The following is a 14,904-nucleotide window of genomic DNA, read 5'->3' as shown; positions in this document are numbered from 1 at the left end:
AAAAATACCAAAAATACGTTTCGTTGGAATAACAAATAATGAAAATCCAGATATTTTTGTAAGCTTCATTACATCACTAACTACTAAAAAATACCTTAAACGATCACATTGAAAAATCGTAATAAAATAAAAAAACACATTAACCTAAGGCTAATGTGCTTTGCCAAACGTAATATTTATGATGGAGATTGAGGGATTCGAACTCTAAACGCTCTATCCCCTGTCCTGCAAGGCTTTAGAAATTCAAGGCTTTGCGGTATTACTTTTAATATTACTTTCGTTGATGAAATTAGCGAAAATACTTGCTGTTTCTGTTTTCTGTTTGTTCGTTACCTCGGCATATATCTGCAGAGTGGTATGCACATCATTATGGCCTAACTGGTACTGGAGCTGTTTAATATCCATGCCTGACTGGACAGCCAAAGTCGCATAGGTATGCCGAAAGCCGTGGATAATGATCGCAGGCAGGTTAGCCGCCTTAGCAATCCCCCTCGCCCACGCTCTGGGACGGCTCAAACTAATAAATGAATTAACCGAGCTATTAAAAACAAATTCACACGGGGATGCCGAGTAGCCCAGTGCTTTGTATAACTCATGCTGCCGGAACTTCCACTCGGCAAGGGCAGAGACAGTATCATCATCCAAGGTCATTAAGCGGTTGCTGGCTTTAGTCTTTGGTTCGTTAGAGATCACTTCGCCGCTAGCTACCGTGACAACCGTCTTAGAGATCGACAGCGTTTTATTGTTGAAATCAATATCAGACCAATTCAAGGCCAACGCCTCGCCTTTTCGCATGCCCGTAAAGGCCAACAAACGAAAGAAAGCATATCGACATAATGGTCTTTGTCATAAAGCTGATAAGCACTGTTTAGAAATCGTTTCAATTCTTCGACATCATAGAATTGCACGGTATCTCTGAACGGTGCTTTTTTAGCTCTCGGCTTATCAATATTCGCAAAGGGATTAGCTTTGACATAACCATATTGCACAGCTTTTTTAAATATCTGGGAAACAATCCCAACCGTCCAATCATAGCGAACAAAGGCTGCAGCTTGCTGATTAACAAACTTCTGGGCTTTGATCGGCGTGAGTTCATCTAAATAGATACCCTTGAAATAAGGCTGAATGTGCAGCCTATAGCGCTCTTCAATCTTTTTGTAAGTTGATGGCCGCACCTCTTTAGCCTTCATCGCCAACCATTCTTTAGCTAGATCGTTAAACCTCATTCGCTTAACTTGCTGGTTTTCTAGCTGGCCATGCGCTTCAGCTATTTTATACGCCCGATAGGCGTTGACAGCCTCTTTATTGCTGATATAACCGCTTTTCATGGTGGGCTTGCCATTTAATACAATTCTAAAATAATAGGACTTAAGTCCATTTTTCAAGGTTTTACTTCTAATTTTCATTGTCATTTATTCAATGACAGTACACACATCATCAGTCACGAGAGTTTTTAAGAGTTGTCTTTCTCTGAAAATGCTTCGTTTTATGAACGGTATGACCAGTGACCATTATCTTCTGAGTCTTCAATATAGGAAGCACCCGTATCTTTATAGAAACGTTCTAGTAAGTTATTTAGTTCATCACTAATTATTATTTTTTCAAATTGATTCATATTTGATTTTTCAACTTTATTCTTCAGAAATAATTTGATTGTCTGCTCAAGATCGTTAGAAAAACTTTGCTGTGTTTTTAAAGCCTCATTAGAAAAATTAGAATAATTAGTTTTAAAATTTAGTAGGTTTCGTATATCTTCAAGCATTATTTCCTGATTTGCTGTGGTTAAAAAAAAGTTTTCATTGTATAAATCAACAAGAATTTGTTCACTAATATCTATCCCTCTTTCTAAAAATTCACTTTTAGTTAAGTCAAAATAGTATTCCATCTCTGCAATTTCTAGATCAATACCATTAGAAAATTTTTCCTTTAGCGATTGTAATTCCTTTGGATGATGAGAAAAGTAATCACCAGATAGAACCAACATCCTCATAAAGATATTGTTTTTAAACAATCCTGATCCAGCGGTCATCATCGGTAGTAAAAATTCTTGGTTGCTTATCTTTGGGTAATTAGTCTTTTCTTTTCTCAAAGATGACAATTCCCCATCAAATATTAAGACATAGAGAATGTCTTCTAGATTTCGCTTTGATAATTTAGGGAATATTTTGTGTGATAATTCCACATCATCGATCTTGTGCAATACATCATAAAATCCAAACTTTTCAAAAAATTTGTTTACAGTTTCTGACAATTTTTTAATACTTAAATCACGGTTAGATAAAACTAATTCCCACATATCAGAGTCTTTTTCAAATAGCAATTCGGTCGGAGTTATCTGAAAAAAAACACAAATACGAGCAATTTTATCAGCACTAGGAAAACCCTTATCTGGATTTTCCCAGTCACTAACAGTCCTTCTAACATTAGGAACGTTAAAACCCTCATTATCGGTAGCAATTTTTCCTAAGCTCTCTTGAGATAGGCGTTTATTTTCTCTAAGTTGTTTCAGATGAGCAGCTAAAGTTTTTTTATCTGGTTTAATCATTTTGTGTGTATTTTTATTGTGTGCTTTTCCTATTGCACACATTAATTAACCTCACATATAATAATAACCGTGGGAACAAGATAAAGCAATTAGTTTTTACAAGAAATGAGGAAATGATGGCAAAGAATTATCGGAAATTGATTAAAGATTCAGGGATCAAAATGTATGAGGTAGCTCACGAGGCACATACCAATGCTTCAAACTTATCTGTATGGCTAAGATACCCTGAAGATTTAAATGAGAGTCAAAAAGAGCGCCTTGAGAACGCTCTGCAAAAATTGAATATCAGATCAAGTAATTAATTAGAAAGGAAACAATGGCAATGCACACACACATCAGTCATTTTGTTTCAAATACGGAGGTTCACTCGTGAATATGGAAAATGAAACTAAATTTTGGCCTGTGACATTCAGGCGCAAGGATATACCGAAATTATTCGGCTTTAACGTTCGCAGCTTCGACACACTGGTCAACCAAGGCAAGCTACATCCGATTGTCTTCGGCAGCTTAAAACTGTATAGGACTAGCGATATGCTGGCGTATCTGGAAAGGAAGCAGGTTAAATAATGATGCAAGAGACAAAAAAATCCATTAGCTACAAAACTTTGGGCAGCAGAGCAGCTAATGGATGGAACAAATTAATTATCACTATTACCGGCATTCAAACAAATGCCTATCTGTATTTTAGCAGGTTAGCTCTGTTCAGGAAGGTCATCCTATGATCTATCTGGAAAAAGGCCTCAAGCACAGTCAACTAAAACGAATTGAACCAGCCTCGTCTGACTGGTCATGGCTGGTCGAACAACAAGCTATACAAGCAGCGGCTGTAAACTCAAGCCAAGAAGCTGACCAATACAAACACAATCAAGGTCAATTTGTGATCGCTGGGACAATGACAAAAGCCATTCGGCAGAATGCTAATCTGGTCAGCCGGTCAATTCTGTTCTTTGATATTGATAACACCAACGGTGATGACTACCCGGCTGCTGTAGTCAAGATTCAAATTGCTTTTAAAGCACTGGCTTATCTGATTTATCCGACTATTTCAAACGGCTATAAAGGCACACGGCTCAGAGTGGCCATTCCGACAGATCAGCCTTTTGATTCAGAGCAACGGGCTCATCTAGGCACGTATCTAGCTGGCTTATTGCCGGTAGACTGGGAAACAGATTTGACCAGTTATCGTTCTAATTGGTCACAATTAGCCGGCTTGCCTATCTTAAATGCCTATTCATTGACGCATGATGACCAGCCTGTCAGTCATACAGCACCCTTTTTAAGCCTTCATCAAGTCTTATCCCAGACAAAGATTCTTTCAATCAAGGCACACGTTTCATCCCCCGATAGGCAGACAGTTCTGCTTGATCGTCAGCCTTGGCAGGAAATGGCTAATCGAACTTTGACTAGTTTAATCAACCCGCCAAGTGCCAACCGGCATCTTTATTTCAGTTCCTTAGTCGGCTCGCTTTTGTTTATGAAACTCGATCAGCCCGTGATTGAAACGCTTTTGAACTGGTCAAACGCCCATTCAGATAAACCGCTGGCCGATGATGAGCTAAAACGAGTCATTGTTTCCGTGAGTAGAACAGCAGAAAGCAAGCAACGGACCAATGGCGAATAGTCGCAAGATTAGATTGGATCAATTAGGCGATCGCTATTATGTTGGGCTAAAAGGTCAACCACAAGCTCAAGCGACCTATACTCCTTTTTTTCTCAATACCGATGATCTCGGTATCATTAAGAGTCCCAGAAGCGTAGTGACTTCTCTGGGCTATCCAGAAAACGTGATAGACAGTTTACTCCAGGTTGGTTTTATCGGAGAAGCGAACTTTCAAGGAAACCAATACTATTACTTTAAGGATTGGGATCAAAGCTTTCAGTACTTCCAGTTATCCGCTTTAGCCAATACGATGATGCTTGTTAACCTCTTTATTGGTGCCAACGGTCAAGTCGTTTTCAAAGATCACACTGATAATGCCAACCATGACTTTGTTAAACAGCACAAGCTGCTAATTGAACGCATTTACAAAAAATCGGCTGATTTCAACGCTCTAGCTGTTTGGGCGACTGACAATAGTCAATTAATAAGTCAGCCCATGCAAACCAGATTAAAACTCATTTATCAACCTTCTGTAGATAAAAAAGCAGCATCTCAACATTCAAACTAATCAAAAGTCGTCTCATGTGAGGCGGCTTTTTAAATTCTTGATCAATAGCATTTTTTGAAAAACTTTGTGAAGCGCCGAAAGCTTGATACAATCGGATGAAACCGCAATCGTCACAAAAAATATACGCGTTGTAGTAGTAGTTGTAGTTTTAGCAATAGTTGTTATTAACTCAAGGCAAGAAGCAAGCCAGTTTAAAAGCCTTAAAGGTGATTCCTTTCTGGCAACACAACCAAACACATATATCCATCAAATTACCGTTTAGTCCTCAAGTAGTCTGACTTGTTTTCGTCCCAAATAAATCAGTCGAGTTTTCTTTTGGCGTGAGAATCGTCAATATGGTTAGCCTCTAAAATGCCTGTAATCCATTGAACCCAGCCGCCATAATCTGGTTTCTTTCTATATTGGTCTTCAGCTGAATGGCCGATTTAATCAGCGGATCATTCCTATATCGTAAATATCCTTGGAAACTGACCGATAGTAAATAGCAAAATCATCCCTATCATAAATCAAATAATTATGTAGGGTTGCATATTTAGAAAAGGACGAAAATAAATTAGAAGCAGGTCTCTGCAGCAAGGCATCGATTATGCGTTTTGGCAGCATTATTTAATTGTTCGATTGTAATTTTGCTGGTCATAATTTGAAAAAAGTCTCACATTCATAGAGTGCTGTTAACACGTAAACATAAATTACGAATATTGAATACCATGAGATAACTATAGAGAAATGGGTATTAAATCACGCATTACACTACAGATTGGAATCTAACTCTAATTTAGGCAACTCCTCAATCAAATCAAGTGTCTTTAAGCTGACATTAATCACCTTCAACAACAAATCAAAGATATAACGCTTGTCTTCACTGAATTGGTTAGGGTCATCAACAATCCCTGAATCCTTGTCTGTTTTGATCTGATATTGGTCTAAGATCCATTCAATCGCGGGTTTGCCATTAACAACATAGTCATAGGCTCTTAGAGGAATGTGTGTGATCTTAATTCCAGCATTGTAGATAATCGTCGATAAGTCGGAAACGGATTTGCCAGCTTCATTGCGTACCTTTTCGTGTTTCATTTCCTTAATTGTGTAATCATGCTGGCCATGAATAAACTCACCATAAGACAGGCCATTAATCAGCACCTCTTGATAAGGTTCCACTTGCTCATAATTGATATGCAAATCCAATAAAGCCTGACCGATCTTAGCAAACTGCTCTTTATCTTTTAGAATCGGGATACGGGCCAAGTCCTTTTTAAGATCATTGGCATATTTTGTCTGATAAGCTGGTAAATTCAAAACGCCATAGACATAAGCGTAAGTTTCTTCTTTAGTCATGCCTAGTTTTTCAGCAAACTCTTCAGACACATTATCACGCTCTACGGGAATTAAAGACCCATCAGAGGATTCATTGTTATAATGCATGAAACCTTGACCAGTGTCTAATAAATGTATATTGGGTACTAAGTTAGTAGCTAGGGCTGAAAACTCTCGGCTGGCTCCTCGGCCAGTCGTAAAGATCACTTCATTGTGTTCACCAAATTGTTTGTAATAAAGACGAGTTCTCTCAATAACGGGATCATCATAATAAAGCCATTTTTTTGTATAAGGCCGATATAGGCCAAGCACCATTTTGCCAGGATTGTATTGAAGCGGTTTATCTTGGTCCAACTGCGCTTCTAATCTGGCTGTCCATTTAATATAAGTATCATCTCGGTTCAGATGAGCCAGTTTATCTTTGCCTGAGAATTTGGCCAGTCGTGTTCTTTCAGCATTATAGTGGTCAATTAAAGTCGAAGAGTTGGAAATAACTTGTTTTTTTGAAAAGCCATAAACCCACGGATCTCGTGCCGTGATAATACCCATAGCATTTTTTGGGAAAATTCCCTTGCCTGAATCGTCAGCCAAAGGCGGATACTACTGATAATTCGGATCTTTTTGATTTAGCCAGTCATTATTATCGTCCGGAACCAGCTGTTGCCAATCAATGTTTTGAATAGATTGAAAGTTCGTAATCTGTTCAAACTTGGCTTTGCGAGACAGATAATCACCAATATCATGATAAAGAAGTTCATGTTGGTCACTACCATCTCTGACTAGTATGCTAATCGCAATTGGCGCTCGGCTACCAGAACCGAAGATTTTACCGCCTTCTTTTCGAGACTGCTCACCTTGAGTCCGTTGATTTCCTCTCAAATTAAAGATATACAGATAATTAAACTCGTCATAGAGCGACTTACGAAAACCATCAGTCGAACCGCTATCTAAAAAGCTGCCGTTTGTCACAAAACCAATCACACCTTTGTCACCAATCCGATCTGTCGCCCAGCGAAAAGCCTTGATGTAGCTGTCATAGACACCCTTACTTAAACCTGATTGACTGTTTTGAACATAAGTACTGGCGATATGAGCTTCCAGTTTTGAATAATGCACATTCTGTTGATTATCATTCTGATTGTTTTGGCCCACCGAATAAGGTGGATTGGCGATAATCGCTGTGATAGGCACTTCCTGCTGTTTTTTTAAGCGTTCGTTATTACCCCCAAACAAATCTTGATCTAAGGTTTCAGTCTGCTCCGTAGATTCAAAAGTATCAGTTAAGACGATCCCATCAAAGGGAATGTATTTTTCCGGTCCATTGATTTCATCAAAGACGGCTTCGATATTGATCGCAGCAATGTAATAGCTCAATAAGACAATTTCGTTGGCATGCAATTCTTGGGTATATTTGCGCGTGATGTCAGCTAAGGTAATCTTGCCGGCTTTCATCTGAGTGGCTAGATAATTTAAAGTCTCGGCAATAAAAGTACCCGTGCCAACAAAGGGATCTAAAATATGGACGTTCTCGTCTGCTAAGTGTTTACCAAAATATTTATCCAAAGCAAAATCGACGGACTTAATAATAAAGTCGACAATTTGAACCGGTGTAAAAACAATCCCTAAGCGCTGAGTGGTTTCCGAAAACCCCGTACTAAAGAATTTATCATACAAGGTCACAATGAACTGCTGCTTGGCCGCCGCATTATCAATCCCTTGGGCACGTAATTTTACAGATTCATAAAAAGGCTGCAAGCTCGTGAGCTCTTTTTCAAAACTCGGATCCGAAATCTGCGTGACGATGGCCTCCATAGCTTGAGAGACCGGATTGTCATTGACAAAGCTATATTGATCAAATAAGGCTTGAAAGACCGGTTTCGTGATTAAGTGCTGAGCGAGCATCTCAACAGCTTGGTCTTGATCAATTTCTTGGTTGATATTGTGCTGGAGACTTTTTAAGAACTTAGCAAAAGCGATCGAACTCGCACTTTGCTTATCTTCTAACGTTAAATTAATGGCTGTAATAAAGCGGTTAGCAATCTTTCTGACATCTTGGGACCAGTCCTCTAGGTAACGGCGATTGCCGACTTTTTCAACGATCTTGCCATAGATGGCGGTTTCAATCTCTTTCCAATTCAGCTCCAAAGACAGCTGCTCGGAATCTGATCCACTAGCACTGTCAACAGCTTCCCCTGACCCATCAATGGCTTCATCGGGTGCATCGCCAACCCCGATAATATCTAAATTATCGGGTTTTTTGTTATTCAGCTGCAATTTATTAACCATGGCGTTAAAACGCTCATCGGTGGATCGCAGCGCGCGTAAGACGTCCCAGACAGCTTGATAGGTTTTATTGTCATCTAAGACAGATTCTGGGGTGACATCAGCTGGAATCACAATCGGCAAAATAATATAGCCGTAATCCTTATCCTCATATCGGCGCATGATCCGGCCAACCGCTTGAACAATATCGACTTGGGAATGTTTCGGGGCAAAGAAAATCACCGCATCTAGATTTGGCACATCAATTCCTTCGGTCAAAAACTTCACATTCGATAAGACTCTGGCTTGGTTATCATCAATCGTGTCATCAGCTAACCAGTCTAAGGCGTCTTTTTTCTGCAAGGCATTTAAGGTGCCGTCAACGTGTTTGACATCAATGGAATAACTATCATCCGCTTTATCCCCTAAATAGTCATTGACCACTTGATTAAATTCTTGGGCAATCTTTTTAGAATGTGCGATCGTGTTTGTAAACGCAATCGCACGCTTCATCGGTTGACCACTGACGGCATCCGAGAAACTTTTACGTTTGATCATGGCGTTCCAGACACCGATAATCCGCCCAATATCATCGATATTTAAGCCATTTTCGGCATCAGCTAAACTCTGCTGCATATCTTTTTGGATAGCCTGCTCTGAGACGGTTAAGACCATAACCTTATAATCGGTTAAAATTCCTTGACTGACGGCTGTCCCAAAACCAAGCCGATAGATTTCTTGTCCGTAAAGAGCCTCATCATCCATGGAAGAAATTTCGATACTACTATCGGCGCCTTTTTTCTTGGCATCAGGGCCATAGATTTTAGGCGTGGCTGTTTGATACAAACGTAATTTAGCCGAGACGTTTTGATTATCATGAACTTTGGTAAAACTGGCTTCTTCGCCTAAGGCATGTGCGCCAGTGGTTCGATGGGCTTCATCTGCCACGATCAGATCAAAGTCAGGAAAACCTTCTTTTTGCGCACGATGAATCACATCAATAGACTGATAGGTACTAAAAACGACCAGCAAGCGTTTTTGACTGCTGGTTTTGAGGCTATGGAGGTTTTTTAACAGTTGCCGGTCATCGGTCGTGGCTGGAAAACCGATATCTTCAGGAGCTAAGTCTTCATCCTCATTTTTATGTTTGGTGGCTTTGTTATCTGAGGTCACAGCAAAAGAAACCAGTTCTAATTCATCAGAGACGTCAGCATTCCAGCTAAATAAGGTCTGTGTTAGTAACTGAATCGACGGTACTAAATAAAGCAAATAAAAAGTTTGTTTGCCTTGTTGGCTCATCAGGCTTTCGGTAATCTTTAAGCTCGTAAAGGTTTTACCAGTCCCTGGCGCCATGATTAATTGGCCACGATCATGGTCCTTAAAATAAGCCAATGATTCGTCAATGGCTTCTTGTTGGTAATGGCGAATGGCTTTATGTGTTTTTTGAATCGGATTTTCAGTTTTGGCAAAGGAAAACTGCGACCAATCAAAGCTGGCGTTCTTTAGATCAGTGAGACCAATGCGAGAAATCGGCTTGGTCGTGTTTTCAAAATCAGCTTCGGCATTTTTATTCCAATCATCAATCGTTGAGACAATCAGGCCATTTGCATAATAGCTTTTATTCATCTCAGCCATAAAGGAATCAATCGTGGCTTTTCCGACTTTTCCTTGATAGAACTTAGCCTGAACCGCTGTTAAGTCGCCTGTCAGTTTATCGCTGGCGACAATATCAACGCCGGTGTCCTTTTTAGGGATGCCATAACGATCTGGCACATCCGCCAGCATCCAGACATGATCAAATTTGTTGGCATAGAGCGGCTCATTTTTCAGATAAGTCACGACCAAGCGCTCAAATAGCGTGCCACGATCTCGTTGCACACCCCCGGCTGTCTGGTTAATTTCCTCAACTAAACGATCAAAACTCTGTGTACTAGCATTCACGAAAATAGCTCCCTTTTAACTCAAAACACTAATTTGATTATAGAAGAATATGAGAAGGGCAGACACAAAATCTAAACGATTATATCGGTCGGCGAGAATAACAAGTGAATACCAAAAATCAATTAATCAAAACCCACTTCGACTAGCTCGTAAGTGTGGATTCGTTTCTAATTAAGTTTGCAAAATCATTGGTCCACGCTCATTTAGCCGCTTATCGAATGAACGCCAAATTGTAACGGTTTTTATTTAGTTTTTTTGCCTTGTGATGCTTATCGTGGAAGCTATCAGACTTGCAATGAGCCACCATTTTATGTGCCTCTTTTTTAGCGGCTTGCTGATCTTGGCTTGCTTTTTAGCCTAGAACCTGAAAAAACCAGACATTAAAAACTTGTCAAAACTTGACAAAGGTTGACAGTCAAACTTGCATAAATCTGCACTTAAAAGAACAGAACCAAGATAAATAATTGGGAAAAATTGCACAAAACGGTGCCTTTTTATCAATGCCAAAAGTGCGCCAAAACGTTGTTATACCAGCGTTTAGACGGTTTTTATCCGTTAATACAATGTGCAAGTTGCACAAAATAGCCAAACAGCAGATATTGAAGCCATCAGTTTGACTGTTAACGCTTCCTCTAAGGGGTAACAAAACAGGACACCCTTTTATGATGGCTGTAAGATCAAACCACTTACCCGCTGACAGGGTGCTGGCTCTCTGAGTCGGTCAATGAACGAGTCAGCTTAGTTATAGGGCAAGCCTAACCCGTCGTTTCGACTGATTAGAGACAACTCATCTAAAGTCCGCTGATAGGACTTTTAAACGGGTGTAATCTAGTCACGCCTGATAGACCCTTAATCAACCACCGCCCTCTGACAGGGCACAGGTTACTTTGATAAAATCTGATTTTTTGGCAATTTTTTACAAAACGCCACCTGTACGCCGTTCCCTCTTGAACGCAAACACAGGGGGGTATGGCGCAGAAATCAGGGTTAAAAAACGCAAAAAAATGGCAAATAATGGCTTATTTTTGGCGGTTTTCTATATACTTTATGGCTACTAAGACCGCTGTTAAGGCATTGGCTCTCCTTTATTTATTTTTTTCTCTGATTGATCTGATAGCGTCTCTAGTGATACCAGATAGACCGGAACAGCTGAAGTTAGTGTATTGAGCGTGACCCCTAGAGACAGTCAAACGCCGTTATAGGGCATTAACGAGACTAAGACAGCTTAATCAAGAGGCCTCGTCTTGCCACTTTGGCCACGGGTAGACAGTGATGTGAACGCTCTATTAGACACGGGTACCCCCCTATCGTTTTTCTGCTGAGCAATGATCGGCTACTGAACGGGTTGCTGCATCCCACGTAATAAATTCGTTTTTCAGAAAAATTCATCCCCGTAAGGCAACAAAAAACCGCTCTAGTGATAACTAAAACGGTATTTAACAGTATGACAACTTTAAGCACTCAAATTAAACAAGCTGAACACTGAGCTTTTTATTCAAGGCTTTAGCAATCGCTTGCAAGGTTTTACTAGAGGGATAGTTATCGCCTAACTCAATTCTAGCGACTGTAGACTGAGGCAAGCTGGCCTTTTCAGCTAACTGTGCCTGACTGAGATTAGCTTCTCTTCTTTTCTGAGAGATCATCACGGCTAATTTTAGTCGGATATCTTCTTGATCGTATTCATCAGCAAACTCTTGACTCTGCTGCCGTTTAGCTGCTATATAGTCGTCTATCGAACCTTTAAAGCCTTTTTCCATCATGTACCTCCTTAACTAATCGTTTGACTGTTTTTGTTTTTGCCAATCTTTGAGAAAACGTTTTTTCACCTCCTGCGCATGCCTAAGTTCTTTAGGAGGTGTTTTTCTGGTCTTCTTTATAAAGCCGTGTGTAATCTTATAAACATTCCGCTCTAGTCTAAAATAAATCTCTCTTTGCTGACTATTGCCAACTCGTGAGCGTATCTCGTATAAATTATCATCCAGATAAGCCACCCATTGGTTCTGTTGGGCAATTTGAATACCGAACTCTTCAATGTTTTTGATTCGACTTAATATTTTGGCTTGTTCCTTGTCTGGCAGTCCCGATAAATAATCAAAAAATTCACTCGTGCCATCAGCACGCTTTATATCTTCAAATTTTGGATTATCTACCACGTCTATATAATAGCATGAATGCTATTGAATGTGAATATGACGAGGCGTGTTTAATGAGCTTAAAAGCCGTTTTTAGGGTTGGAATAAGTACTACATTATCGCCCAAAATGCCCTAAACCCTTGCTATGACTGGCTATAAACCTACACCCAATAGAAAAACAGACGAAATCGTTCGCATTATGGCTATTAAATGCAATTATGGTAGATAATTTATTAGCAAATAACGAACTAAAACAGTTAAAACAAACTAAATTTAGGCAAAAAAATAGCTACTATCCATGACCCCCCCTATAAAAAATATTTAAAAATTTTGCTTTAACACGAAATGACGGCAATGTGTGCGCTCTTCCTGCAAGCAAAGATGGGCGGGGGGGGTAAATTTCTAGGCAGCCATTATTTTGATGGCCGTGGATACGTCCACACAGCAAAGTTTTACAACCGTGCTTACAAGCACATCTATAACATCCCCGTTAAGCAAACAAAAACGCCCATAATGGACGCTTTTTCTTTATTCATTAACTGGTCTTGCTATCTCAGTCACGTCTTTAAAGGTCTTGATATCATCTCTAACGGCTTGTGAGAGCGACAAGATCAGGCGACTTTGTAATCTGTTTCTTCAAAAGTTTCTTTATTTACTGTGTAGGACATGTTTTTATCTCTTTTCTAATTTAGTTAAGAGACCGATAGTGTGTGCAAAGTCATCTTTTTAACCTCACATTCTTAAAAACTCATATTACTTTTCGTATTACTTTCGTAAGTAATATCAGGGCTTATCCACAACCCTATAAAACTCATAAATGCCTTAACTACGGGCTTTATACGCCCTTAGAACATAACACAATGGAGATTGAGGGATTCGAACCCTCGCGCCGGGATAAACCGACCTACACCCTTAGCAAGGGCGCCTCTTCAGCCTCTTGAGTAAATCTCCAGCTGATTAAAATAACTATTAATCATAATAATATAAAAAGTGGCAAACAAACATTCATAATAAAATGCCTGTTTGCCAATGGACCATCCAGGACTCGGACCTGGGACCTCTGCGTTATCAACACAGCGCTCTAACCAGCTGAGCTAATAGTCCAAAGCGAATGACGGGAATCGGACCCGCGTAGCCAGCTTGGAAGGCTGGAGCTCTACCATTGAGCTACATTCGCAAAAGGAGAGAAATCTCCAATGGCGCGGGGCGGAATCGAACCGTCGACACAAGGAGCTTCAATCCTTTGCTCTACCAACTGAGCTACCGAGCCAATCCTTGACTACATCGATATTGCTATCGACCGGTCCCAGCGGGGTTTGAACCCGCGATCTCCTCCGTGACAGGGAGGCGTCCTAGACCAACTAGACCATGGAACCTCTTGAACATCTTCTATGTAATAGCCAAACATTCAGGTCGGTCACTAAGTGACCTATTGCGGGGGCTGGATTTGAACCAACGACCTTCAGGTTATGGGCCTGACGAGCTACCAGACTGCTCTACCCCGCGATAATATTAAATTTGCCTCACGGCAATGGAGAATAGAGGATTTGAACCTCTGCGCCGGTTTCCCGACCTGACGGTTTTCAAGACCGTTCCCTTCAGCCAGACTTGGGTAATTCTCCAGAAACTCAATGGGCCAAATGGACCTTGCTGGACTCGAACCAGCGACCGAGCGGTTATGAGCCGCTTGCTCTAACCAACTGAGCTAAAGGTCCTAATTCGGGCCAATCGCGGCGGGGGGAATCGAACCCTCGACCTCCCGGGTATGAACCGGACGCTCTAGCCAGCTGAGCTACACCGCGATCGATTGAGCAAGTGCCCAATCGGGACAACTGGATTCGAACCAGCGACCCCCTGGTCCCAAACCAGGTGCTCTACCAAACTGAGCTATGTCCCGAGTCAAACTACTCAGTACACAAACAATCACTTGTTAGTACTCAGACGGTCAATTACTTGACCCATGCACCATGTAGGAGTCGAACCTACAACCTCCTGATTCGTAGTCAGACGCTCTATCCAATTGCGCTAATGGTGCAAATTACTGCTAACTTACCATGTTTACACAACGTGGATCAGTTGGCTGTTTGCTTTTAAACAAACATGCCGGCGCCCGGGATCGAACCGGGACGGTATCACTACCGCAGGATTTTAAGTCCTGTGCGTCTGCCTATTCCGCCACGCCGGCAGCAGCCACGATAAGTGGCAAAGCGAACGGCGGGACTCGAACCCGTGACCCCCACCATGGCAAGGTGATGTTCTACCACTGAACTACGTTCGCATATTTTTGAGGAAGCCCTCTGCCGACTAGAGGGTTCGAACCTCCGACCCCCGCTTTACAAGAGCGGTGCTCTGCCAACTGAGCTAAGTCGGCGACGAAATTGTTTCTTGGAAATGATTTCTCATTCCCAATGGACGCTACAGGGATCGAACCTGTGACCTCCTGCTTGTAAGGCAGATGCTCTCCCAGCTGAGCTAAGCGTCCATTTTTCGAAATCGCTTTGAACAACACGCGACTAAAATATAGTACATAATATTCCAACA

7 protein-coding genes, 15 tRNA genes and 2 pseudogenes are annotated in these 14,904 nt (G+C 41.0%); 4 read left to right on the top strand and 20 right to left on the bottom strand.

What is annotated here, in order from left to right:
* Positions 1 to 243 precede the first annotated feature (243 nt).
* Both J3U91_RS10030 and J3U91_RS04205 read right to left on the bottom strand, forming a co-directional pair.
* Positions 244 to 1,412, bottom strand: a pseudogene (locus J3U91_RS10030) (tyrosine-type recombinase/integrase).
* A 74-nt stretch (positions 1,413 to 1,486) separates the two neighbouring features.
* Positions 1,487 to 2,587: a helix-turn-helix domain-containing protein gene (locus J3U91_RS04205; RefSeq protein WP_002819077.1), complete on the bottom strand. Its 1,101-nt coding sequence runs from the start codon at positions 2,585 to 2,587 to the stop codon at positions 1,487 to 1,489.
* Positions 2,588 to 2,661: 74 nt separating this feature from the next.
* On the opposite strand from J3U91_RS04205, the gene J3U91_RS04200 reads away from it, so the two are divergent.
* The 4 genes from J3U91_RS04200 to J3U91_RS04185 all read left to right on the top strand — a co-directional run bounded on the left by J3U91_RS04200 (position 2,662) and on the right by J3U91_RS04185 (position 4,713).
* The gene (locus tag J3U91_RS04200; protein ID WP_002820302.1) at positions 2,662 to 2,847 is read left to right on the top strand and encodes a hypothetical protein; all 186 of its coding nucleotides are present in this window, start codon (positions 2,662 to 2,664) and stop codon (positions 2,845 to 2,847) included.
* Positions 2,848 to 2,920: 73 nt separating this feature from the next.
* Entirely contained in the window at positions 2,921 to 3,112 is a 192-nt protein-coding gene (locus J3U91_RS04195) for a hypothetical protein (RefSeq protein ID WP_032804700.1), read from the top strand.
* 151 nt (positions 3,113 to 3,263) lie between these two features.
* Entirely contained in the window at positions 3,264 to 4,166 is a 903-nt protein-coding gene (locus J3U91_RS04190) for a hypothetical protein (RefSeq protein WP_002819081.1), read from the top strand.
* On the top strand, positions 4,156 to 4,713 hold the full coding sequence (locus J3U91_RS04185) for a hypothetical protein (protein WP_002819082.1): 558 nt from the start codon (positions 4,156 to 4,158) through the stop codon (positions 4,711 to 4,713). The genes J3U91_RS04190 and J3U91_RS04185 overlap by 11 nt, the downstream gene beginning before the upstream one ends.
* Before the next feature lie 750 nt (positions 4,714 to 5,463).
* Here J3U91_RS04185 and J3U91_RS04180 read toward each other — a convergent pair.
* The 18 genes and pseudogenes from J3U91_RS04180 to J3U91_RS04095 form a co-directional block, all read right to left on the bottom strand.
* Positions 5,464 to 10,230 (bottom strand): annotated as a pseudogene (locus J3U91_RS04180) (type ISP restriction/modification enzyme).
* Positions 10,231 to 11,696: 1,466 nt separating this feature from the next.
* On the bottom strand, positions 11,697 to 11,990 hold the full coding sequence (locus tag J3U91_RS04175) for a helix-turn-helix domain-containing protein (protein ID WP_226489987.1): 294 nt from the start codon (positions 11,988 to 11,990) through the stop codon (positions 11,697 to 11,699).
* A gap of 12 nt (positions 11,991 to 12,002) precedes the next feature.
* Positions 12,003 to 12,383 carry a type II toxin-antitoxin system RelE/ParE family toxin gene (locus J3U91_RS04170; RefSeq protein WP_002819088.1) on the bottom strand — a complete coding sequence of 127 codons (381 nt, stop codon included), beginning with the start codon at positions 12,381 to 12,383 and terminating at the stop codon, positions 12,003 to 12,005.
* An 841-nt stretch (positions 12,384 to 13,224) separates the two neighbouring features.
* A tRNA-Ser gene (locus J3U91_RS04165) sits at positions 13,225 to 13,314 on the bottom strand.
* A 79-nt stretch (positions 13,315 to 13,393) separates the two neighbouring features.
* Positions 13,394 to 13,467, bottom strand: a tRNA-Ile gene (locus J3U91_RS04160).
* 2 nt (positions 13,468 to 13,469) lie between these two features.
* A tRNA-Gly gene (locus J3U91_RS04155) sits at positions 13,470 to 13,540 on the bottom strand.
* A gap of 20 nt (positions 13,541 to 13,560) precedes the next feature.
* Positions 13,561 to 13,633: transfer RNA gene (locus tag J3U91_RS04150), tRNA-Phe, on the bottom strand.
* Positions 13,634 to 13,664: 31 nt separating this feature from the next.
* Positions 13,665 to 13,739 (bottom strand) — tRNA-Asp (locus tag J3U91_RS04145).
* 56 nt (positions 13,740 to 13,795) lie between these two features.
* Positions 13,796 to 13,869, bottom strand: a tRNA-Met gene (locus J3U91_RS04140).
* A gap of 26 nt (positions 13,870 to 13,895) precedes the next feature.
* Positions 13,896 to 13,985: transfer RNA gene (locus tag J3U91_RS04135), tRNA-Ser, on the bottom strand.
* 19 nt (positions 13,986 to 14,004) lie between these two features.
* A tRNA-Ile gene (locus J3U91_RS04130) sits at positions 14,005 to 14,078 on the bottom strand.
* 13 nt (positions 14,079 to 14,091) lie between these two features.
* Positions 14,092 to 14,165: transfer RNA gene (locus J3U91_RS04125), tRNA-Met, on the bottom strand.
* A gap of 21 nt (positions 14,166 to 14,186) precedes the next feature.
* A tRNA-Pro gene (locus J3U91_RS04120) sits at positions 14,187 to 14,260 on the bottom strand.
* A 64-nt stretch (positions 14,261 to 14,324) separates the two neighbouring features.
* Positions 14,325 to 14,398: transfer RNA gene (locus J3U91_RS04115), tRNA-Arg, on the bottom strand.
* 66 nt (positions 14,399 to 14,464) lie between these two features.
* Positions 14,465 to 14,548 (bottom strand) — tRNA-Leu (locus J3U91_RS04110).
* 21 nt (positions 14,549 to 14,569) lie between these two features.
* Positions 14,570 to 14,641, bottom strand: a tRNA-Gly gene (locus J3U91_RS04105).
* Positions 14,642 to 14,661: 20 nt separating this feature from the next.
* A tRNA-Thr gene (locus tag J3U91_RS04100) sits at positions 14,662 to 14,734 on the bottom strand.
* Between the two features lie 38 nt (positions 14,735 to 14,772).
* Positions 14,773 to 14,845: transfer RNA gene (locus tag J3U91_RS04095), tRNA-Val, on the bottom strand.
* Positions 14,846 to 14,904: the final 59 nt, after the last annotated feature.

Source organism: Oenococcus oeni (assembly GCF_020510245.1).
GTDB lineage: Bacteria > Bacillota > Bacilli > Lactobacillales > Lactobacillaceae > Oenococcus > Oenococcus oeni.
Note: the sequence above shows the minus strand (reverse complement) of the source record. Positions and strands in the feature narration are given on the sequence as shown.